Origin of the sequence: Longibaculum muris (assembly GCF_004343035.1) — a bacterium.
Taxonomy (GTDB): domain Bacteria; phylum Bacillota_I; class Bacilli_A; order Erysipelotrichales; family Coprobacillaceae; genus Longibaculum; species Longibaculum muris.
Genome location: NZ_SMCQ01000032.1, coordinates 1 through 19318, shown reverse-complemented (window position 1 = coordinate 19318; position 19318 = coordinate 1). Strand labels below are relative to the sequence as shown.

The 19318-nt window shown below is 31.9% G+C and carries 24 protein-coding genes and 1 other RNA gene; 5 read left to right on the top strand and 20 right to left on the bottom strand.

What is annotated here, in order from left to right; genetic code table 11:
- Positions 1-80 precede the first annotated feature (80 nt).
- From EDD60_RS14720 to EDD60_RS14690, 7 genes are all read right to left on the bottom strand, one after another.
- A complete protein-coding gene (locus EDD60_RS14720; RefSeq protein ID WP_066447290.1) occupies positions 81-632 on the bottom strand; it encodes a TetR/AcrR family transcriptional regulator C-terminal domain-containing protein in 552 nt (183 codons plus the stop codon).
- 69 nt (positions 633-701) lie between these two features.
- A complete protein-coding gene (gene recA, locus EDD60_RS14715; protein ID WP_066447287.1) occupies positions 702-1745 on the bottom strand; it encodes a recombinase RecA in 1044 nt (347 codons plus the stop codon).
- Between the two features lie 27 nt (positions 1746-1772).
- Positions 1773-2234 carry a CinA family protein gene (locus EDD60_RS14710; protein ID WP_066447284.1) on the bottom strand — a complete coding sequence of 154 codons (462 nt, stop codon included), beginning with the start codon at positions 2232-2234 and terminating at the stop codon, positions 1773-1775.
- A 2-nt stretch (positions 2235-2236) separates the two neighbouring features.
- Positions 2237-2830 carry a CDP-diacylglycerol--glycerol-3-phosphate 3-phosphatidyltransferase gene (pgsA, locus tag EDD60_RS14705; protein ID WP_066447282.1) on the bottom strand — a complete coding sequence of 198 codons (594 nt, stop codon included), beginning with the start codon at positions 2828-2830 and terminating at the stop codon, positions 2237-2239.
- 1 nt (position 2831) lies between these two features.
- Entirely contained in the window at positions 2832-3764 is a 933-nt protein-coding gene (locus EDD60_RS14700) for a helix-turn-helix domain-containing protein (RefSeq protein ID WP_066447279.1), read from the bottom strand.
- 179 nt (positions 3765-3943) lie between these two features.
- An RNA gene (gene rnpB, locus EDD60_RS14695) (RNase P RNA component class B) lies at positions 3944-4262 on the bottom strand.
- Between the two features lie 60 nt (positions 4263-4322).
- On the bottom strand, positions 4323-4658 hold the full coding sequence (locus tag EDD60_RS14690; RefSeq protein ID WP_066447276.1) for a DivIVA domain-containing protein: 336 nt from the start codon (positions 4656-4658) through the stop codon (positions 4323-4325).
- A 151-nt stretch (positions 4659-4809) separates the two neighbouring features.
- On the opposite strand from EDD60_RS14690, the gene recU reads away from it, so the two are divergent.
- Entirely contained in the window at positions 4810-5400 is a 591-nt protein-coding gene (gene recU, locus EDD60_RS14685; RefSeq protein WP_066447273.1) for a Holliday junction resolvase RecU, read from the top strand.
- Complete coding sequence (locus tag EDD60_RS14680; RefSeq protein ID WP_229105347.1) at positions 5400-8153, top strand: transglycosylase domain-containing protein; 2754 nt, start codon at positions 5400-5402, stop codon at positions 8151-8153. Before recU ends, EDD60_RS14680 begins: the two co-directional genes overlap by 1 nt.
- A gap of 343 nt (positions 8154-8496) precedes the next feature.
- Here the strand turns inward: EDD60_RS14680 and EDD60_RS14675 are convergent, their stop codons facing one another.
- Positions 8497-8979 (bottom strand): hypothetical protein, encoded by a 483-nt coding sequence (locus EDD60_RS14675; RefSeq protein ID WP_243646694.1) that lies wholly within the window; start codon positions 8977-8979, stop codon positions 8497-8499.
- A gap of 74 nt (positions 8980-9053) precedes the next feature.
- Positions 9054-9287, bottom strand: coding sequence for a hypothetical protein (locus EDD60_RS14670; protein ID WP_066447264.1), 234 nt, complete (start codon positions 9285-9287; stop codon positions 9054-9056).
- 66 nt (positions 9288-9353) lie between these two features.
- On the opposite strand from EDD60_RS14670, the gene EDD60_RS14665 reads away from it, so the two are divergent.
- Together EDD60_RS14665 and EDD60_RS14660 are read left to right on the top strand one after the other, a co-directional pair.
- Positions 9354-9557 carry an excisionase gene (locus EDD60_RS14665; RefSeq protein WP_066447262.1) on the top strand — a complete coding sequence of 68 codons (204 nt, stop codon included), beginning with the start codon at positions 9354-9356 and terminating at the stop codon, positions 9555-9557.
- Positions 9523-10008, top strand: coding sequence for a tyrosine-type recombinase/integrase (locus EDD60_RS14660; protein WP_132226524.1), 486 nt, complete (start codon positions 9523-9525; stop codon positions 10006-10008). Before EDD60_RS14665 ends, EDD60_RS14660 begins: the two co-directional genes overlap by 35 nt.
- Before the next feature lie 10 nt (positions 10009-10018).
- Here EDD60_RS14660 and nth read toward each other — a convergent pair whose 3' ends face one another.
- The 6 genes from nth to spoIVA form a co-directional block, all read right to left on the bottom strand.
- The gene (nth, locus tag EDD60_RS14655) at positions 10019-10672 is read right to left on the bottom strand and encodes an endonuclease III (protein WP_066447261.1); all 654 of its coding nucleotides are present in this window, start codon (positions 10670-10672) and stop codon (positions 10019-10021) included.
- Positions 10665-11261, bottom strand: a complete 597-nt coding sequence (locus tag EDD60_RS14650; protein WP_066447257.1) for a DnaD domain protein — start codon at positions 11259-11261, stop codon at positions 10665-10667. The genes nth and EDD60_RS14650 overlap by 8 nt, the downstream gene beginning before the upstream one ends.
- Positions 11262-11263: 2 nt before the next feature.
- A complete protein-coding gene (locus EDD60_RS14645) occupies positions 11264-11737 on the bottom strand; it encodes a hypothetical protein (protein WP_066447255.1) in 474 nt (157 codons plus the stop codon).
- A gap of 77 nt (positions 11738-11814) precedes the next feature.
- The gene (locus EDD60_RS14640; protein WP_066447252.1) at positions 11815-12531 is read right to left on the bottom strand and encodes a zinc metallopeptidase; all 717 of its coding nucleotides are present in this window, start codon (positions 12529-12531) and stop codon (positions 11815-11817) included.
- A gap of 67 nt (positions 12532-12598) precedes the next feature.
- Positions 12599-12871 carry an HU family DNA-binding protein gene (locus tag EDD60_RS14635; protein WP_066447251.1) on the bottom strand — a complete coding sequence of 91 codons (273 nt, stop codon included), beginning with the start codon at positions 12869-12871 and terminating at the stop codon, positions 12599-12601.
- Between the two features lie 69 nt (positions 12872-12940).
- Entirely contained in the window at positions 12941-14419 is a 1479-nt protein-coding gene (gene spoIVA / locus EDD60_RS14630; RefSeq protein ID WP_066447249.1) for a stage IV sporulation protein A, read from the bottom strand.
- 149 nt (positions 14420-14568) lie between these two features.
- On the opposite strand from spoIVA, the gene EDD60_RS14625 reads away from it, so the two are divergent.
- A complete protein-coding gene (locus EDD60_RS14625; protein ID WP_066447247.1) occupies positions 14569-15033 on the top strand; it encodes a VOC family protein in 465 nt (154 codons plus the stop codon).
- A 27-nt stretch (positions 15034-15060) separates the two neighbouring features.
- On the opposite strand, the gene EDD60_RS14620 is transcribed toward EDD60_RS14625, so the two are convergent.
- The 5 genes from EDD60_RS14620 to EDD60_RS14600 all read right to left on the bottom strand — a co-directional run bounded on the left by EDD60_RS14620 (position 15061) and on the right by EDD60_RS14600 (position 19143).
- Complete coding sequence (locus EDD60_RS14620; protein WP_066447244.1) at positions 15061-15657, bottom strand: hypothetical protein; 597 nt, start codon at positions 15655-15657, stop codon at positions 15061-15063.
- The gene (locus tag EDD60_RS14615; protein WP_066447242.1) at positions 15650-16156 is read right to left on the bottom strand and encodes a hypothetical protein; all 507 of its coding nucleotides are present in this window, start codon (positions 16154-16156) and stop codon (positions 15650-15652) included. Before EDD60_RS14615 ends, EDD60_RS14620 begins: the two co-directional genes overlap by 8 nt.
- A gap of 54 nt (positions 16157-16210) precedes the next feature.
- On the bottom strand, positions 16211-17710 hold the full coding sequence (gene abc-f, locus EDD60_RS14610; RefSeq protein ID WP_066447239.1) for a ribosomal protection-like ABC-F family protein: 1500 nt from the start codon (positions 17708-17710) through the stop codon (positions 16211-16213).
- Positions 17711-17936: 226 nt separating this feature from the next.
- Positions 17937-18182: a DUF4351 domain-containing protein gene (locus tag EDD60_RS14605; protein WP_165973157.1), complete on the bottom strand. Its 246-nt coding sequence runs from the start codon at positions 18180-18182 to the stop codon at positions 17937-17939.
- 169 nt (positions 18183-18351) lie between these two features.
- Positions 18352-19143, bottom strand: coding sequence for an Rpn family recombination-promoting nuclease/putative transposase (locus tag EDD60_RS14600; RefSeq protein ID WP_165973156.1), 792 nt, complete (start codon positions 19141-19143; stop codon positions 18352-18354).
- Positions 19144-19318 lie beyond the last annotated feature (175 nt).

Sequence of the window (19318 nt, the reverse complement as noted above, 5' to 3'; positions counted from 1 at the left end):
TTGTGAAATTGACAATAAAATATAAAAATAATGGAATGGCTTCCATAACCACTCCATTATTTGACTGTCTTTATCTTGTCTTATTTTCTCAAAGAAGCCCCTAAACTTCTTTGAAAACTCTTTTCAATATCTTGAATATAATGCCTTTGAACTTCTTGATCAGTCATCTCTTGAGCTATCCATTCTAAGCATATTCCTGTCATCCCATATTTATAAAATTTAATAATAAAATTCTTACGTTCCTCACTAATGCAAGCTTCACTATAATGAATATCAATATATTTTCTTAAAATATTTTCAATGACTTGTCCTAAATAATATTCCAATGTTTCTCTATTCATTGATTGATAAAGATGATAAACTGCCGTTTTATTATGAACCGCAAAAGCCAAACCAATTTCAAAATACTCTTGCCAAGTCAAATCATCACCTAAAGAATCCTGAACTTTTTTTGTTTCTTGCTGCAATAAACATTCTAGTAACATATAAATATCTTGAAAATGATAATAAAAAGTATTACGGTTGACTCCACAATCATCAACAATATCCTGCACAGTTATTTTATCAAAAGGCTTTTCATTCAACAGTTTCGCAAATGAAGCCATCAATGCTTTTTGTGTAAAATTTGCCATCTTCATCACCCCATCAACATTATATCAAAAAACACTATAAAAACCTAGCCAAGAAAAAAAGCCTTCAAATTAGGCTTTTTCTACAACTGGTTCCTCAGCAAATAAAACTGCTTTAACTTTTTCTTCAACTTCAGCCATGATTTCTGGATGTTCAGCCATAAAATTCTTAACATTTTCACGACCTTGACCAATCTTTTCACCAAGATAAGCATACCAAGCACCAGATTTATCAATAATATTGTTTTCAACAGCTAAATCAATGATTTCTCCATCTCTTGCAATACCTTTACCATAAATAATATCAACTGATGTTGTTTTAAATGGTGGTGCCACTTTGTTTTTAACCACCTTAATATTCACTTTGTTTCCAACAATCTCACTACCATTTTTAATCGCTTCACTACGTCTGATTTCAATACGTACAGAAGAATAGAATTTTAAAGCACGACCACCCGTTGTGGTTTCTGGATTTCCATACATAACCCCAATCTTTTCTCTTAATTGGTTAATAAAAATAATTGTACAAGAAGTCTTATTCATAAGTCCTGATAAACGACGCATAGCCTTAGACATCATTCGAGCTTGTAAACCAACTGAATTATCACTCATTTCACCATCTAATTCAACTTGTGGAACAAGTGCTGCTACAGAATCCACAACAACCAAATCAATCGCATTACTTTTAACAAGAGTTTCAGCAATTGCCAAACCTTGTTCACCACTATCTGGTTGTGATAAAATCAACTCATCAACATTAACCCCTAAGTTTCTTGCATAAACTGGATCAATTGCATGTTCAGCATCAATAAAAGCAGCACGCCCTCCTTGTTTTTGAACTTCAGCAATTGCATGAAGTGTCAAAGTTGTTTTCCCACTTGATTCAGGACCATAAATTTCAATAATACGCCCCTTTGGATAACCCCCAATACCTAAAGCAGCATCAAGTGTTAATGAACCTGTTGGAATAACATCAATATCAACAGCTACACGTTCACCTAATTTCATAACTGAACCCTTACCGAATTGTTTTTCAATTTGAATAATTGCATCAGCCAATGCTTTTTCCTTTTTTTCTTCAGGACTTTCAGTTTTCTTTGTTTTCTTTTCTGCCATATTTTTCCCTCCTTACTAGTCAGATTTTTATATGTCTTTTAAAATTTTTAAAATATTTTCAATTCCCAATAATATCGCTTGTCTTTTAATATCTTCTCGACTACCAGATAATTCAAAACATAATGTATGAATCATTCCCGCATATGCAATACCAATATAAATAAGCCCTACAGGTTTACCTTCCATCGCTGTAGGTCCAGCATTTCCTGTAAAAGATATACATAAATCACTATCAAACATCTTCGCTCCAGAAATAGCCATCAATCCAGCCACTTCTTTTGAAACAACCCCATATTGATCAATAATCTTTTCATCTATATGCAAAACATCTCTTTTAATACGGGTTTGATAGCTGACTAAGCTTCCACGATAAACTGCTGAAATACCACTGATACTACCAATCATATTGGCAAATCCACCCACGGTAAAACTTTCTACACTACTAATCGAGATTCCTTTTTCAATTAATAATTTTGCTAATTCTTCCATTTTTACATACTCTCCATGATATATTGACGATTCTTCATGAAATAGTCAATTCCACTTATGACTGAAATCACAGTTGCTAACCAAATCATGATTTGATCCATTGGAATACCAATCGCCTCAAAAACAACATTATTCAATAACAAAATACAAATTGCAATCATCTGTGTCATCGTCTTAGCCTTACCTAAATAACTCGCTGCTAAAACAACATTTTTCTGACTTGCCACTAAACGAATAGCATCCACAATTGTATCACGAGAAATCATGATAATTGGAATAATAATTGTAATATCATTGGATGAAGCCAATAGTAATAAAGCAGTATTGACAATTAATTTATCAGCAATAGGATCGATAAACTTTCCAAAAGTTGTAACAAGATTATTTTTTCTTGCTAGATAACCATCAAAATAATCAGTTAAAGCCGATAAAACAAAAATTAAAAATAAAATCAAATCTAATAAAGATAACTTTGTTGATAAAACATCAAAAGTAGGCATCGAAATGCCTAACGATTGATAAGGTATTAAATAAATAATAACAAATAATGGGACACTAACTAAACGGATTGTTGTTAACTTGTTTGGTAAATTCATATTATTCCTTCTCTAATGTTAAATTGAAATTAGCGACACCAGTCACATTATCTTCTTCTGTTAATGGAATTTCCTGATTATTAATATAATAACGATGTCCCATGTTACTTCCATTACGTAATCTTAAATTATCAAATTCTGAAACCTTAAATGTTAATTCCACTGTTTCTGGTTTATCTTTATCACTGTAATCATGATAAACCTTAGAAACAAATTTATCATATGATTTTCCATTCACATACATTTGTGCCCAGCAGGCATGATTGTATTCAATCTTTAACGTAAATTCTTCCACACCTTCTGGCAATTTAAATTGAAAATCTAAACGACTCTTTCTTGTAAATTCTACTTTTGCTTCTGTTTGATCAGTTGGAGTATTCTGATTATCATCATTTTGATTTGTTTGATCATTTGTATCAACATCACCTTCAACTGTTGTTTGATTCTGTGGAACAAAAGTTGGATCTTTAGTTTTTGAACGGGTTGAATAAAAACCATACCAAATCACTACAATCACTAAACATACAAGCACAAGTATAATGGCTCCTCTAATAATTGTCACATGTGATTTATCCTCATAAACTGAAGGTTTTCTAGCCAGTTGAGGCGCTTCAAAAGAAAACTTCTTCCCTTTTTTAACAACCTCATCTTGATGTTGATTTTGAACTTCTTTATCTTTAATATCTTCTAACTCAATTTCACGTGTTAATTCTAAATATTGTTGAGTAACCATATCAGTATCCATACTCAAAACATTAGAAATCTTTTTTAAATACATTTTTACATAGGCTTCATCACCTTTATAGCGGTCAAACTTCCCATTTTCTATATCTTTTAACACTGCAACAGAGATTTTCGTCTTAGCCGAAAGTTCTTCTATTGTTAAATGTTTAGCCTCTCTTTGACGACGAATATTTTCACCTAAATTATCCACAAAAGTACCTCCTTTTGATCATGCGCAAAACACCCAATAATAATCATATTAAAACACAAATTTTTCGTTTTGACAACACCAACACTATTATTTTATGAATTTATGTCCTCGTTATGAATTTTTTATAATTTTTCTAGAAAAAAAGTCGATTTTCATCGACAAAATATAATGCTCACTCTGATAAGCCGAGTTCTGTTTTTCAACCGATTATTTATCTATGCTATGCATCTCCATTATCGTTCATTTCCTTTAATGAAGTTCCCCTACCAAAATTTGGGTTTCATCCTTGCAGAGTTTACCGCTTTTCATTTGTCTTTTTCAAGACAACATAGTTTCTGTGGCACTTTATGACTTATCAACCATGCCTTTACGGTTTAGGTCTTAGGTCTGTCGTTAGCAAAATGCTACCTGCATTTATTAGACGCAGTACAAACACTACAATCATCGCAGATTGTGGATGCCCGGACTTTCCTCTACTTTCGTAGCAATCGGTTCTCGTGAGCATACTTATTGTACTATATTTTAAAAAAAATGCAATAATATAAAAAAACAAGTTTTTTATTCCTTGTTTTTATAAATTTCTTTTTCTAAATTGGAAATACGTTTTAACAAATCAACGTTTGATGAAAGATTTTCTTCCATTGAACGAATATTGTCTTGTTGAATGAGGCGTTCTTTTTCTAAATTAGAAAGTTTCATTTTTAATGCTTCATTTTCTTTTTGAAGATTTTCAATTTGTTCATATGATTCATTTAACATATTTGCAAATGTTTCATAATCTTCAACAATCGTATCTAAAAAATAATCAACTTCAGTTGCGCTATATCCTTTAAAATCAATTTGAAATTGTTTATTTAATATTTTTTTAGGACTTAATTGTATTTTATTAGCCATGACACATCCACCTTTCTTCCTACATATTTTCACAAATTTAGCTTCTAATTGCAAGATATTTTTAAAAAAAGATGAATTTCCCACACAATTTAGACAAGTCGGCAAAAATATATGTTATAATAGTGGAGACAATAAATGAAAGGATGAGGTTATGGTCAATTATCCCAATATGAAAAAAAAGATGAACTTACAAAATCCAATGATGTCTAGTAAACATTATACAGCTCATCGTGGGATGTCATTAGAAGAAGATATTTCTTTATCTAATCAATATTATCTTGACAATAATCTGGCTGTAATTTATAAAAAGCCAACCCCTATACAAATTGTCAAAGTAGATTATCCACGTCGTGAATCTGCCAAGATTGTTGAGGCTTATTATAAAACGCCTTCAACCACTGACTATAATGGTCTATATAAAGGTAGATATGTGGATTTTGAAGCAAAAGAAACAAAAGTCAAAACATTTCCGTTTGGAAATATTTCTAAACATCAAATTGATCATTTACAAAGAATTATTGATCATGGAGGAATTGCTTTTGTTATTATTGCATTCACGACTCTAAATGAGGTATACTTAATTGATGCAAGTTTTGTAATTTGCGATTATTATCATTCTCAAAGAAAATCAATGACTTATGATAAGATAAAATCTTTAGGTCACTTGATTCCCCAAGGGTATCAACCTAGACTTGATTATCTCAAAATCATTGATGAAGTGTATTTTAAGGAGGACGAATGATGAAAAAAGTCAAAAAAACAAATAAACAGCTAACGCCTCAACAAGCTTTAGCGAAGAAAAAGCAAAAACAAAAAATCATTAAGATTTGTTTAACAGTCTTTGTTTTGTTAGTTGCCAGTGCTGGTGTTTATTTGGGATTTGGTATTTTTAAACAAGTTGAAGGTTTTTCTAAAGAGAAATTGTTGAATAACGAATCTTCAATTCAAGTTTCAGCCAACGGTGAAGAATATTATTCTTATGGTCAAGATGGAATTAGAAAGAATGTCTCTTATGATGATATTCCTCAAGTCATGATTGATGCTGTAGTGGCTGCTGAAGATTCACGTTTCTTTGAACACAATGGTTTTGACTTGCCACGTATTGTCAAAGCTTTTATGGGTAATTTAGTGGCTGGTAGAATCACTGGTGGTGGTTCAACAATTACTCAACAGGTGATTAAGAAATCTTATTATCCAAAAGAAGAACAAACAATTGAAAGAAAAGCTGGCGAAATTATTTTAGCAATTGAAGCCACTTCTCAAACAACAAAACAAGAAATTTTAGAGCTTTATTTAAATAAGATTTATTTTGGTTATGGAAATAAAGCGATTGGTATTTATGCAGCTAGTAAATATTATTTTGATAAAGAAGTTCAAAACTTAACTTTACCTGAAGCCGCTTTATTAGCTGGAACATTAAATTCACCAAATAAATATGATCCATTTAAAAATTTAAAATTAGCCCAAGAACGTCGTGATACAATTTTAGATTTAATGGAAATGCATGGTTATATTTCTAAAGAGGAATGTGCTGCTACAAAAGCTGTGCCAGTAGAAAACACACTTAAATCTAATCCAGTTTCTGGTTCTGGTAAATATCAAGCTTATGCTGATAAAGTAACACGTGAAGTCTTTGAAAAAACAGGTTATGATCCAAATACAACACCTATGAAGATTACAACTTATATCAATACCGATTTACAATCAAAATTAAATGATATATCAAATGGTGATGGATTTAAATTCCCTGATAAGTATTTGCAGACTGGGGCTTGCGTACAAGAATCAACAACTGGTCGTGTCATTGGTGTTTTAGCTGCTAGGGATTATGTTCCTATGGGAACAACTTATGCATATGCGGCAAGTAAAGAAAATATGGCTAAGAGTGGAAATTATCGTTATGGACAAAGAAATCAACCTGGTTCTTCATTAAAACCAATTATTTCTTATGCTTCAGCTTTTGAATTTTTAAATTATTCAACTGCGCATTATGTGCATGATGTTCCTTATAGTCAAGGTGAATGGACGCCGAGTAACTGGGATAAGAAATATCATGGTGATGTTTCAATTAGTGAAGCTTTATCACAATCTTGGAACTTAGCAGCTATTCAGACTTTAAAAGAAGTTGTTAATAAAATCGGTACAGAAAAAATGACTGAATATTTAAAAGGTTTTGGTTTTGATATGTATAATGAAAAATTATCATTAGGATACGCAATTGGTAGTTGGGATACAGGTATTTCTCCTGAAGAACAAGCTGCAGCCTATGCAGTCATTGCTAATGGTGGTACATATATTGAACCACATACAGTTGAAAAAATTGAATTAATTGAAACTGGCGAAGTTATTAATTTTGATGAAACATGTCAAAAAGAAAAAGTTCAAGCTTTATCTCCAGAATCAGCTTTCATGATTCGTGATATCATGACAAAATATGTAAAAGCTGGAACAGGTGCATACTCAGCTTTAAATTTAGGATATCAAATTGGTGCCAAAACAGGAACATCAAACCATGATAAACATGCACCTAATAAAAGCTTAGTTGGTAAAAGTAAAGATTTATGGATGGCTGCTTACTCTCCAGATTATTCATGGAGTGTTTGGGTCGGTTATACTGCTGCTGATCAAAAGAAAGGACGTTATCCACAAACAACAGCGGCTAATCAAATTTCAGCCTTAATTGCTAAATATGTGCACAAAGGTGGTTTAAAAAATAGTTATCCATCAAAACCATCAGATGTCGTAAGTGCTCAATGTATTTCTGGTATTTATCCATATGTTGCTCCTGGTAGTGGAGTTCCTAGTGATCGTATTGTTTCAGGATATTTCAAAAAAGGACATACGCCTGGAAGTAGTGCTAATGGCGCTGGATTAAATAATTTAACAGCCTTTAGTGCCGCATTTACAAATGGTAAGATTAATGTTAACTTCACAGAATATGATCCTAAGAGTATGACAGAAAGTTCAACACCAACAAAGGTATATACTATCAATGGTCGTTCTTGGACATTACCTTATTTAGGTGATTTAAGTCAAGTTTATGGAAAAGTTGTTTATGCAATAGATATTACTGATCAAAATGGAAAAATTGTTCATAGTGAAAAATTAAGTACAAATACAGCAACGCTTAACTATACGCCTCCTGCTGGTACTTATAAAGTGACAGGATATTATGCTTTTGAAAGTGGTGAAGGTACATCTAACAAGATTGATCAAACAATCACTGTTGAAGGAAGTACTCAGCCAGCAAGCTATACACCTGCTAATCCAACGGCAACACAAATGAGTTACAGCGTTGTTGTTCCAAGTGGCAGCAAGATTACGGTTAGCTTAAATGGACAATCACAGACACTTGAAACAAGTGGAACAATCACTTTCTCAAATCTATCACCAGCAACAAAATATACTGTAACATTCGTTGAAACAAAAGCTAATGGTGATACACAAACTTTACCTTCGCATGAATTTACAACTTCTAATCAATCTACACAATAACAAAAATACTCTATCCACTTTGATTGGATAGAGTATTTTTTTAAGAAAAAAATCTACTAAAACCTTGATATTATCCCCTAAAACACAGTATCTATCAGCATTTGCAAGGATTTCAAAATCACATTTTACTACTTATTTACTACGAATGAATGAGCCTTGATACGTTGGAAATCCGAGTTATGCAAAGATACGGTACAGCACATCAGTATAGAAACATAAAAAAATTGAATAGTTTATAGACTACAGAACGTACAGAAAGCGTTCCTTTTCTATTCCCAGACGTTCAGAAATGAGCGTCCATTTATTTTCCCCTTTCATAAAAAGCATAAGGACACTAAAGGAATTATTTCTTGTTTAATGTATCTTCGATAATTTCAATAGCCTTATTAGCAAAGCTAATTTTTCGTTTACTAAATACTTTTCCATCTTCTGAAATAGATACATAAGCTATACCTAATTGGTCGTCCTTTGTCGGATTGGGATTTCCCATTGCCGTTGTCCATTCTATATCAATATCTGATTTTGTTATTTCTTTATCGTATTCCAATTCATATTGCAAAGGTTTAAAAAATTCAGAATTAGATTTTGAATTTACTAAAATTTTATTGTTTTTATTTTGATATATTTCCACAGTAAAATTTACTATATCTTCATCTACTGTAACATACTCCTTATTTGGAGATACCGTTTCTTCGCATATCAAGTTCATATTCTGGGTTGATATTGTATCGTTATCTTTTTCAGTATCTTTTGAACCACACCCAGCTAGTGAAAATATCAATAAAAACATAAAGCAAATGGAAAATAATATATTTCTTTTTTTCAATTTCAACACCTCAATTTAAGTTTATCTGTTTTTCATATTTTACCACACCAACATCTAAAAGTCATACAATATGTTCAAAATCTCACTTTTCCTGTCTGCTTCGACAGCACATAGATAAATTCTTCTGGTGTTGGTGTCTTTCTTCCAAACAGTTTGCAATACATTGCCTGTTGTTCAGGGTCGTCAGAAGTGCGTACTTCCTCAATCACTCCCCGAAAATGTTCTTGGACTTCCGCAACTGTCATTCCCTCACGCTTCGCTATTTCCTTAATGGAATTTATCACGCATTGTTTTCTGATATTAAACATTTCTCTACCTCTTTTCCGAACCGCCGTCCTGCTTCTGATAACACACAGTAAAGGAGGTGCTACACTATGAACTATACTGATGTGCCAATCTGGGAAAAATACACGCTGACGATTGAGGAAGCGTCTAAATATTTTCGTATCGGAGAAAAGAAACTGCGTAAGCTAGCAGAGAAAAAACCGACTGCAAACTGGCTGATTATGAATGGAAACCGTGTCCAGATAAAAAGGAAACAATTTGAAAAAATCATTGATACGTTGGACGTTATATAGTGAAATTGAGGATGACTGTATCAGAAAAAATCCTTTTAATTATGACCTAAGTACGGTGCTGGAAGATGATACAAAACCAAAGAAAATTTTAACTCCCGAACAGGAAAAAAACCTGCTTGCCTTTATGGATCAGGATAAAGTCTATCAGAAATACCGTGATGAAGTCATTATCCTGTTAGAAACAGGACTTCGTGTTTCAGAATTTTGTGGATTGAACAGGACTGTTCTTGATTTCAAGGATAAATCCGTCAATGTAATGCACCGGCTATTGAAAGATAGTGAAATCGGGTATTATATTGAAACACCCAAAACGAAAAGCGGTGTCAGACAAATTCCAATGACCGAAGAAGTCTGTCAAGCTGTTAATGGTAAAATAAAGATAACCAAAAAGGTTGGTTTAGCAATTACCACTTATGGTAATGCCAAACTACCAGCTGGTTATCTTTTTTGATAAAATCCGACTATTCAGTCAGATTTAAATATTTTTTACGTTTAGGTTCTTTACAGATATCAATAAGTGGACAATGTCCACAATCAGGATTCATTGCTTTACAATGATATCTACCAAAAAATATCATTTGATGATGAGTTTTAATCCAACGTTCCTTAGGAATTGCTTTTTGCAGTTTTGTTTCAACTGTTAAAACAGAATCTTTTTTAAAAGCAAATCCTAGCCTCTTAGAGATACGTTCTACATGTGTATCAACCGCAATAGCCGGAACTTTAAATCCTTCTGAAATGACCACGTTAGCCGTTTTACGCCCTACCCCAGGTAAAGTTTGTAAAGCATCATGATCACAAGGTACTTGACCATCAAAATCATCAATTAATTTCTGTGCCATCGCCTTAACATTTTTTGCTTTATTTCGATATAAACCAATCGTTCTTAAATCAGCTTCCAGTTGAGACAAAGGAGCATTGGCATAATCTTCAACACAACGATATTTTTGAAATAAACTCTGAGTTAATTTATTAACACTGGCATCTGTTGTTTGTGCCGATAACATAACTGCAATCAATAACTCTAACTCATTATGATGAACCAATTCACACTGTGCATCTGGATACATATCATCAAACGCATCTAATATTCTTTTTACCTTTTCTTTATTCATCGTTTTCCCACCATTTATAATCCTTTATTCTTTGTTCAACATCTATATTTTCTTGTTTAATAGGTTGTGGAGCATATCTTCTTTTCACTCCATATTTAGCCCAATTATCCAATATCTTTTCAATATATCGAAACGTAATTACCCCAGATTTAACTGATTCATCCAAAGCATCAATAATCATATCATCACTATGTCCTTGACACTTCAATGAATTAATAAGTTGAACCTCTCTTTGACTCAAGCTTCTACCAAAAGCATCTTCAAAAACCGAAACCAAATCAACTTCCTGTACTTCTTCACTCTTTTGATTCAACAATAAATTCTCAATTGGTCTTAAATCAAGACTTCCATTCATTCGGGCAATATAATGATGATCAACCAAAGCAATTAAAGTCTCATCAATTTGCTGTAAAGATAAAGAACAGATTTTATGAATCTGTGAAGGTGTAATTGGTTTTATTCCAATCTCATCCAAAGTCATAATCAACAACAAGACATAACATTCCTGATCACTTAACTTCATTGATTTTGCTTTTAAAATCAATAGCTTCTTAAAATCAATACAACCATATTCCAATAATTCATCCATACCTATTCACCAAGCCTTACTGCTTTTATAAACTCACCATTTGATAAATCATAATAAACATACAACAAGCTTTCCTTATCCTGTACTCTACCATAATATACAAAACGCTGATTTTCATATGCAATCTCTAAATCAACATTCACTTTATATTTATCTAAAATGGCTTTCTTAACACTCTTTTCATCAGCAATATCTCCTTGATAAGTATCAACTAACTTTTGCTTCGTATCATAAGCAACATAAGACTCTACACCATCAATCTTAACCTTTAACATATAATATTTACTTTTGCCACGATACTCACTAAAATAATCCATATATTCATAATGATTTTGCTCACAAATTTCATTTCTGATTTCATCTAATTGATGATGATAATTATAGTAAGGAACATGAACATATAACATATAAAAAGAAACGACCGCTAAAATAATCACTAAACAAACAACTAAAATCCTAAATGTATGTTTCTTCATTCAATGCACCTCCAGTGAATCTATTATATAACAAAACCAGATAATTTCCAAACAAAAATGAAAAGACCTTTCGGTCTTTAATCATCTCTTGAATTTCCTAATATAATCAAGAAAATACGTAACATACTGGCTAGTGTAGAAATCATGGCAGCAACATAAGTCATAGCCGCTGCTGATAACATACTCTTTGCCCCAGCATATTCACCTTCATTTAAATAACGCGTCTTTAAAATTACCAAAGCACGTGAAGATGCATTAAACTCAACAGGTAAAGTGACAAGCTGAAATGCCAAGATTCCACACATCAATGCAAAACCCATCCAAGCAATCTTTGTATGTCCCATCAACAAGCCAACTGCAATTGCAATCCAGCCTAAATATTGACCAACATTCGCAATTGGTAAAATCATATTACGTAAAGAAATAGGTACATATCCATCTTTGTATTGAATCGCATGTCCACATTCATGAGCAGCAACTGCCAAAGACGCAATTGATGTCCCATGGTAAATATCACTTGATAAATTAATCGTTTTTTTACCTGGATTATAATGATCACTCAAATTCCCTTTCACTTCAAAAATTTGAATATTATATAAACCTTCACTATCTAAAATCTCACGCGCAATCTGTGCTCCTGTCATCCCCTTAGAATTAGGAATCTTCTTATAACGAGAATAAGCTGATTGTACTTTCATTTGGGCCCACACAGCTAACAATGCTGCCAGTATCACAAAGACAGTCCCAATTAAATAATATTTATTCATATATAACCCATAATAAAATGGCCACATTTTCATCACCTCTACGTTTATAGTATACGACAATTATGAACAGAATATAAAGAAAAAAGATACAATATTAATTCATTGCATCTTTTAATCTATTACTAGGCTTAAATGAAACAGTTTTACTTGCTGGAATAATCATCGCTTCTTTTGTTTTAGGGCTTACACCTTTACGTTCTTTACGATTATTCACTTTGAAAGTTCCAAAACCAGAAATTAAAACTTTATCTCCATTTAAAATACTTTCAATCATTGTATCAAAAACTGTATCTACTAACGCTTCAGCATCTTTTTTTGTTAAATCTTTCTTTTGTGAAACGATATCAATAAGTTCTTTTTTATTCATTTTGCATTGCCTCCTACTTAAATCTAAGTAGTAGTATAACATTTCAATTTCAGCAAAGCAACAACAAATTTATAAAACTATTGCAATCACATTTGTCTTTCCTTTATTGACTATCTTAGATAAAATATCATGCACTCTAATACAAGCGGTTTCATTCATTGAAGCCAATTTTACACGCATTCCTTCATTAATTAAATCGCCTAATTTACGACCAAATACATCACAATCAAAGATTGCTTCTTTATTATTTTCACCATGACTTTGTAAGTATTGAATAAAGGCTTCGGCTTGTTCTTTTGAACCGATAATTGGTTCAAAGGTTGATTCTATATCGACTTTAATCATATGAATTGTTGAGGCTGTAGAAACCAGCTTCATTCCATAGCGTGGTCCTTGTTTAATCACTTCTGGTTGACTCAACTCAACATCTTCCATTAATGGTAAAGCATATCCATAGCCTGTTTGTTTAACCATTTTAATGGCACTTTGATAAGCTTTATATTCTTTTTCTATTTGCATTAATTCTTGAATTTGTTTTAAAAATAATGCTGAATCAAATTTTTCTTGTCCTAATATTTCATTTAATATTTCATTATATAGACCTTTTCTTTCTTGAATACGTAAAGTTGCTGATGAAGAAGATGTATCAATAGAAGATAAGTAAGCTTTTTTGATAAAATCAAATTCACACATTTTTGTTGCGATAGTTTCAACATCTCTAAAACGTTTTATTTCTTGTAAAGATTGTTCTAAAGCATCATCCAATGTTTGTTTAAGCCAATGAGAAGAATCCATTAAAGCAATCCATCTAGGTACTTCAATTTTAACTTCATGAATTGGAAATTCATATAAAGCTTCTTTTAATAGATGAGCAATATCTTCTTCATTCATTTCATTAACTTTTAAACCAATAACTGGAACATCATGTTTTTGCTTTAGGTTTTCAACCAATTGATTACATTGAATACTACGTGGATCTTTTGAGTTCACTACAATTACAAATGGTTTGCCAATATCCTTTAATTCTTGAATGACATCATCCGTTGCCTGAACATAATCTTGTGAAGGGATTTCACAAATAGATCCATCACAAGTCATCACAATCCCAATTGTTGAATGATCCTGAATAACCTTCTGGGTCCCAATTTTAGCTGCCTCATCAAAAGGAATTGCTTCTAAATACCAAGGAGTTTTGACATAACGAATCCCCTGTTCATCTTGATAACCTTTTGCTCCATCAATAACATATCCTACACAATCAACTAAACGAATATTCACCCCTAAATTATCCTCAACAAAAATATGCGCAGCCTGATTAGGGACAAACTTTGGCTCCACTGTCATAATCATTTTACCTTCACCAGATTGAGGCAATTCATCAGTTGCTCTGATTTTAGCATCAGCATCATCAATATAAGGAATAACTGCCTTTTCCATAAAACGTTTAATAAATGATGATTTTCCTACCCTAACCGGTCCAACCACCCCTAAATAAATATCACCATCACATCTTTTTCCAATATCTTTAAGTATATCTATTGTTTGCATATACTTCCTCCTTCTTACACATCAATATATGATTTTTTTTCATATTTAGAACAGTCAACATCTGACAAAGAGAAATCAATCCTTACAATATTGTATATGTTCTTATTCAAGAAATTATGATAGAATAGTAAACGAAAGAAGGAATCTGTATGCGTTATAAAAACACTGTTTTAATTGTTCAGGATTTAGATCGTTCAAAAGCCTTTTATCGTCATATTTTAGATTTAAAGGTGTTATTAGATTTTCATGGTCGTGTAACACTCTCATCTGGGATTGTATTAGAATCTTATGAGATATGGAAAGATTTGATTCATAAGGATGATAATGATATTGTTTTATTAAATCATGCAAGTGAGCTTTATTTTGAAATTGATGATATTGATGCATTCATGATAAAACTTAATGAGCATAATGTCCCTTTGATTCATCCGTTAAAAGAACATACTTGGGGTCAAAGAACAGTAAGATTTTATGACCCTGATGGACATGTCATTGAAGTTGGTGAAACTTTGAAAAAGGTTGTTAAACGATATTTGAGTCAAGGTTTATCTTATGAAGAAGCGGCTAATAAAATAGGGATTCCCGTTGATTATATTAAACATATTCATTTTTAAAAAAGTGAGTAGCGATATTATGATATCCTACTCACCTTTTTCATGTTTTAATTTTTTTATTTTTTCTTTATGTTTTCTTTGAATTTCTTTATTCCAATATTTATTTGCCATTTTCATAAATATTTTATCTGTCAGCATTGTCACTTGACTATCAATAGATTCATGTTTCAAAATAGCACTAGCAAAACTTTTTATATAATTAGAAACAACAAATTTAGAAGCACTTTTCATAATAAAGAGAACAGATCCTATTTTTAACGTCCCTTTAAATTGTAAATTTTCTCGATGACACCATTTTTGGATAATCTTTTTAGATAGATTACATTTTTCTGGTTCATACTCATCACAAGCAATTAAAGCATAGATTTCTGTATGATTTTTGGATTGATTTTCAAGCTTTTGGAAAATTTCTAATGTTGATGATGGAATTGAATCTAAAGCAATAGAAAACAAAAAGACAACTTGATCATATTCGAAAAATGTACGTTCATCAAAATTTTCTGCACTTCTTACATCAACACAATTTTCTTTACTTGATAAATGAACTTCTAAACGCTTTAAAAAAGGATCAACAAAGGCTTGAGCATGTTTTAATCCTGAATTCAATAAAAGAATTTTACTCATGATCAACACCTCCAAAAGTTCGTAAAGTATCTTCTAATTCATCTTCTTCACAAAAATATGCATCTACTGAAGAATAAGAAAAACCAAGTGTTGATTCATCCAAAAGATCTTTAAACATTTTCTTTTCTTCTTCATTCACATCACCATAACCAATCACGAGTAATTTTTTACGTAATTGACTAATTCCTAAATGACATGTTTCCCCATCAACTAGTGAATAAAACGGTTCATGATTAACCACTAATCTTTCTAACATCTTCTTAAAAGGAATATCAAAACATCCATATTTTACTCGTGTAATATAGATAATCAACTGACAATCATTCATCCATTTAGAGATAATACTCATATCATCTTTAAAATAACAAGCTCCGGCACATTTTAAACATTCCAAGCCACCTGTACAAGATGAATAATGAATATTATTGAGATTAACAATGACTGAATTTTTAAATAATTGTGTTGAAATATCTTTATCTGTTACAACCAAATTTCTCATATCTTGACCCTCATTACTTTCTATCCTTTATTTTATAGATTCATGACTCTTTTGTCAAATAAGTTCATCGAAATCAATGACTTTCGTTGCGATTTTTTCTTGAAAGAAATAATCATGTTCTACAAATAATAAAGTTGGTTGATATTCTAAAACCATTTTTTCAATTTGCATTCTCGAATAGATATCAATATAGTTTAATGGTTCATCCCAAATATAAAGATGAGCTGAGGTCGCTAATGAAATAGCTAACATGACTTTCTTTTTTTGTCCTTCACTTAAATCCTCTAAGTTTTTTTCAAAATGTGAACGTGAAAATCCTAATTTTCTTAAGATTGTCATAACTAGAGTAGTATCAACGTCATAGCTTTCTACAAAAGAAAGGAAACTTCCTGAAAGCATTGAACAATCTTGAGGAACATAAGAAATTTTTAAACGACTGCCTCGATTGATTTCTCCTTTTATTCCAATTGATTGATTCAATAAAGCACGAATCACACTGGATTTTCCACAACCATTTTTTCCTTTTAATAAAATACGTTCTTTATTTTGAATAGAAAAAGTTAAATCTTTAAACAATATCTTTTCTTGATAATACAAAGATACATGTAAGAAAGAAACAAGATTTGTTTGAAAATATGTTAAAGGTGTTATTTTTAAATCATCATATTCCTCCACATCTTTTAATAGCTTTTTCTTTTCCTCAACCTGTTGAATTTGACGTTTTTCAATATTTTTAGACCTTTTCATCATTTTAGCCGCCTTATGCCCCACATAGCCCCTATCAGCCTTCACACCAGCCTCACGTTTTCCATGTGCGACCTTACTGTTTTCAACCCTTTGTGACCAACTTGCAGTTTTTTGACGAGATGTTTCTAAACGTGAAATATCTTTTTTTAATCTAGCATTTTTCATTTCTTCATGTTCATCTTTTTTCATTTTATTATCATACCAAGAAGAAAAGGTACCATTAACAACCTCGATTGTTGTCATGTTGATTGCAATAATATGATCACAACACATATCAATAAAATGACGGTCATGGCTTACTAATAAAAAGCCTTTTTGACGTTTTAGATATTTAGCAACGACCTCTCTTGAAAAAGTATCTAAATGATTGGTTGGCTCATCAATTAACAAAAAGGAATTTCTTTTCAAAAACAAAACTGCCAATAAAACTTTCGTTTGTTCTCCCATAGACAATGTAGAAAATGGTCGATAGAAAAGATCTTGACCTTCTAAATCTAAATAATGCAATTCTCTTTCCAATTGCCAGGATTGTATTTCTGGTGCAATTTCTAAACAAATATCTAAAGTCAATAAATCTTTATTTTTGATTTCATAAGGAAAATACTCACATTCTTCACTTTTAATAATTTCCCCCTGATATTCATACTCGCCCATCAACAATTTTAGAAAGGTTGTTTTCCCTCTTGCATTTCTACCTATTAACGCTGTTTTAAAATTTGTATCAAAACGAAATGAAACATGATCAAAAATTATATCATAATGATTTTCATATTGAAAAGTTAATTGATTAACTTGAATAAGCGACATCTTTTTTCACTCCCTTCAATAATAAAAGCGACAAGAAAATAGACTTGTCGCATTATCAAAAGATATAAAAAAGGATGTCTATTTTCTTGCGAGCACGCTAAAAAGAGTCCTTTTAGTATGCACTTAGTTTTAGCAAGAAAATTTATACATCCTTCCACCTCATTTCATTAAATTCATTATATACTTATTTTTTTATAAGTACAAGTTATAATTGTTTGTCTATGTATTAAGATAAAATCTCTATCAGTTCTTTTTCACTTCTTGCATCAATAATCTTGATTGTCAAAGCATCTATCTTGTCATCTGAACTTTCTTCTATCTTCATGATCAGTTCCTTTGATACAAATCCAAATTTGCTTTTTAGTTGATTTACAATGGCTTGGATCTTCCCTTGTTTGAGTCCAAGACTACGGCCTCTTTCAAGTCCTCTCATTTCACTTTCTAATTTAAATTCCTCTAGTACCTGACACATGTCTACTTCCTCCCTTTCTTCTTTCTCTATCCTTATGACTAGTTCTTCACTGTTTGTCACCATAGTTACTTCTTTGTATAAGTTCATATTTACTTATAAATATAAGAAAATGATAAAGCAAAAATAATCGGCTAAAACTATTTTTGCTTTATTCCTAACCTATAATTATTTATGACAATACTTTCATCAGTTCTTCTTCACTTTTCGCATCAATAATCTTGATTGTTAAAGCATCTATCTTATCATCTGAACTTTCTTCTATCTTCATAATCAATTCTTTTGATACAAATCCAAATTTGCTTTTTATTACATTTACAATGGTTTGGATCTTCCCTTGTTTAACTCCTTGATCCAATCCTTGTTTCAATCCAAGACTACGACCTTTTTCAAGTCCTCTCATTTCACTTTCTAATTTAAATTCCTCTAGTACCTGACACATGTCTACTTCCTCCCTTTCTTCTTTCTCTATCCTTATGACTAGTTCTTCACTGTTTGTCATGACTGCTACGACTATCGCAACCTCTTTGCTTAACACCAGTTCCTTGATTGTACTTGTATCCTTGTTCCATCTATAGATTGTCTGAACTGCACTGACCAGTGATTTCACCTTCTCATTTCTGAGCAACTCTACATCGATCTCCTTGATATCATGGATATTCCCTTTCCAGGTGTTCATCAGTCCCTTCAGCGGTTCTGGAACCAGAATACGATCCAGGAGTGAATGGGGTTGATGCCATGTCCTGTCTCCACTATATAGAACTGTACTCATGACTCCCGTAGGTCTGAAATGCTCCCTATGGTCCCTATCAATCAGCTTGTACTGCAAATGATAGGTCATTGTATCATAGAGAAGCAGCCTATAAGGCATGGAATAGTTAATCGTTGACTGAATCTCAAGTCCGATGTAAACAGGAATCCCATTGACTGTTGCATGCATCAATATATCACGCCGTCTTTCCATGACATTGATTCTATTCTCATAGACAAAATAAATTGTTTCGTCACTGTCGCATAGAAGCAGCTCATCCGCATGGATGACATCTGTTAATGGTAAAATAAAGATAACCAAAAAGGTTGGTTTAACAATTACCACTTATGGTAATGACAAACTACCAGCTGGTTATCTTTTTTGATAA

Bases quoted from the DNA above. Each gene is read 5' to 3' on its own strand.
- EDD60_RS14690 (WP_066447276.1), bottom strand. From the start codon at position 4,658: ATGGCTAATAAAATACAATTAAGTCCTAAAAAAATATTAAATAAACAA.
- EDD60_RS14720 (WP_066447290.1), bottom strand. From the start codon at position 632: ATGGCAAATTTTACACAAAAAGCATTGATGGCTTCATTTGCGAAACTG.
- nth (WP_066447261.1), bottom strand. From the start codon at position 10,672: ATGAATAAAGAAAAGGTAAAAAGAATATTAGATGCGTTTGATGATATG.
- EDD60_RS14635 (WP_066447251.1), bottom strand. From the start codon at position 12,871: ATGAATAAAAAAGAACTTATTGATATCGTTTCACAAAAGAAAGATTTA.
- EDD60_RS14625 (WP_066447247.1), top strand. From the start codon at position 14,569: ATGCGTTATAAAAACACTGTTTTAATTGTTCAGGATTTAGATCGTTCA.
- EDD60_RS14645 (WP_066447255.1), bottom strand. From the start codon at position 11,737: ATGAAGAAACATACATTTAGGATTTTAGTTGTTTGTTTAGTGATTATT.
- EDD60_RS14605 (WP_165973157.1), bottom strand. From the start codon at position 18,182: ATGTGTCAGGTACTAGAGGAATTTAAATTAGAAAGTGAAATGAGAGGA.
- EDD60_RS14710 (WP_066447284.1), bottom strand. From the start codon at position 2,234: ATGGAAGAATTAGCAAAATTATTAATTGAAAAAGGAATCTCGATTAGT.
- abc-f (WP_066447239.1), bottom strand. From the start codon at position 17,710: ATGTCGCTTATTCAAGTTAATCAATTAACTTTTCAATATGAAAATCAT.
- EDD60_RS14680 (WP_229105347.1), top strand. From the start codon at position 5,400: ATGAAAAAAGTCAAAAAAACAAATAAACAGCTAACGCCTCAACAAGCT.
- recA (WP_066447287.1), bottom strand. From the start codon at position 1,745: ATGGCAGAAAAGAAAACAAAGAAAACTGAAAGTCCTGAAGAAAAAAAG.
- EDD60_RS14670 (WP_066447264.1), bottom strand. From the start codon at position 9,287: ATGTTTAATATCAGAAAACAATGCGTGATAAATTCCATTAAGGAAATA.
- recU (WP_066447273.1), top strand. From the start codon at position 4,810: ATGGTCAATTATCCCAATATGAAAAAAAAGATGAACTTACAAAATCCA.
- EDD60_RS14600 (WP_165973156.1), bottom strand. From the start codon at position 19,143: ATGGAAAGACGGCGTGATATATTGATGCATGCAACAGTCAATGGGATT.
- EDD60_RS14620 (WP_066447244.1), bottom strand. From the start codon at position 15,657: ATGAGTAAAATTCTTTTATTGAATTCAGGATTAAAACATGCTCAAGCC.
- pgsA (WP_066447282.1), bottom strand. From the start codon at position 2,830: ATGAATTTACCAAACAAGTTAACAACAATCCGTTTAGTTAGTGTCCCA.
- EDD60_RS14640 (WP_066447252.1), bottom strand. From the start codon at position 12,531: ATGTGGCCATTTTATTATGGGTTATATATGAATAAATATTATTTAATT.
- EDD60_RS14650 (WP_066447257.1), bottom strand. From the start codon at position 11,261: ATGGATGAATTATTGGAATATGGTTGTATTGATTTTAAGAAGCTATTG.
- spoIVA (WP_066447249.1), bottom strand. From the start codon at position 14,419: ATGCAAACAATAGATATACTTAAAGATATTGGAAAAAGATGTGATGGT.
- EDD60_RS14615 (WP_066447242.1), bottom strand. From the start codon at position 16,156: ATGAGAAATTTGGTTGTAACAGATAAAGATATTTCAACACAATTATTT.
- EDD60_RS14665 (WP_066447262.1), top strand. From the start codon at position 9,354: ATGAACTATACTGATGTGCCAATCTGGGAAAAATACACGCTGACGATT.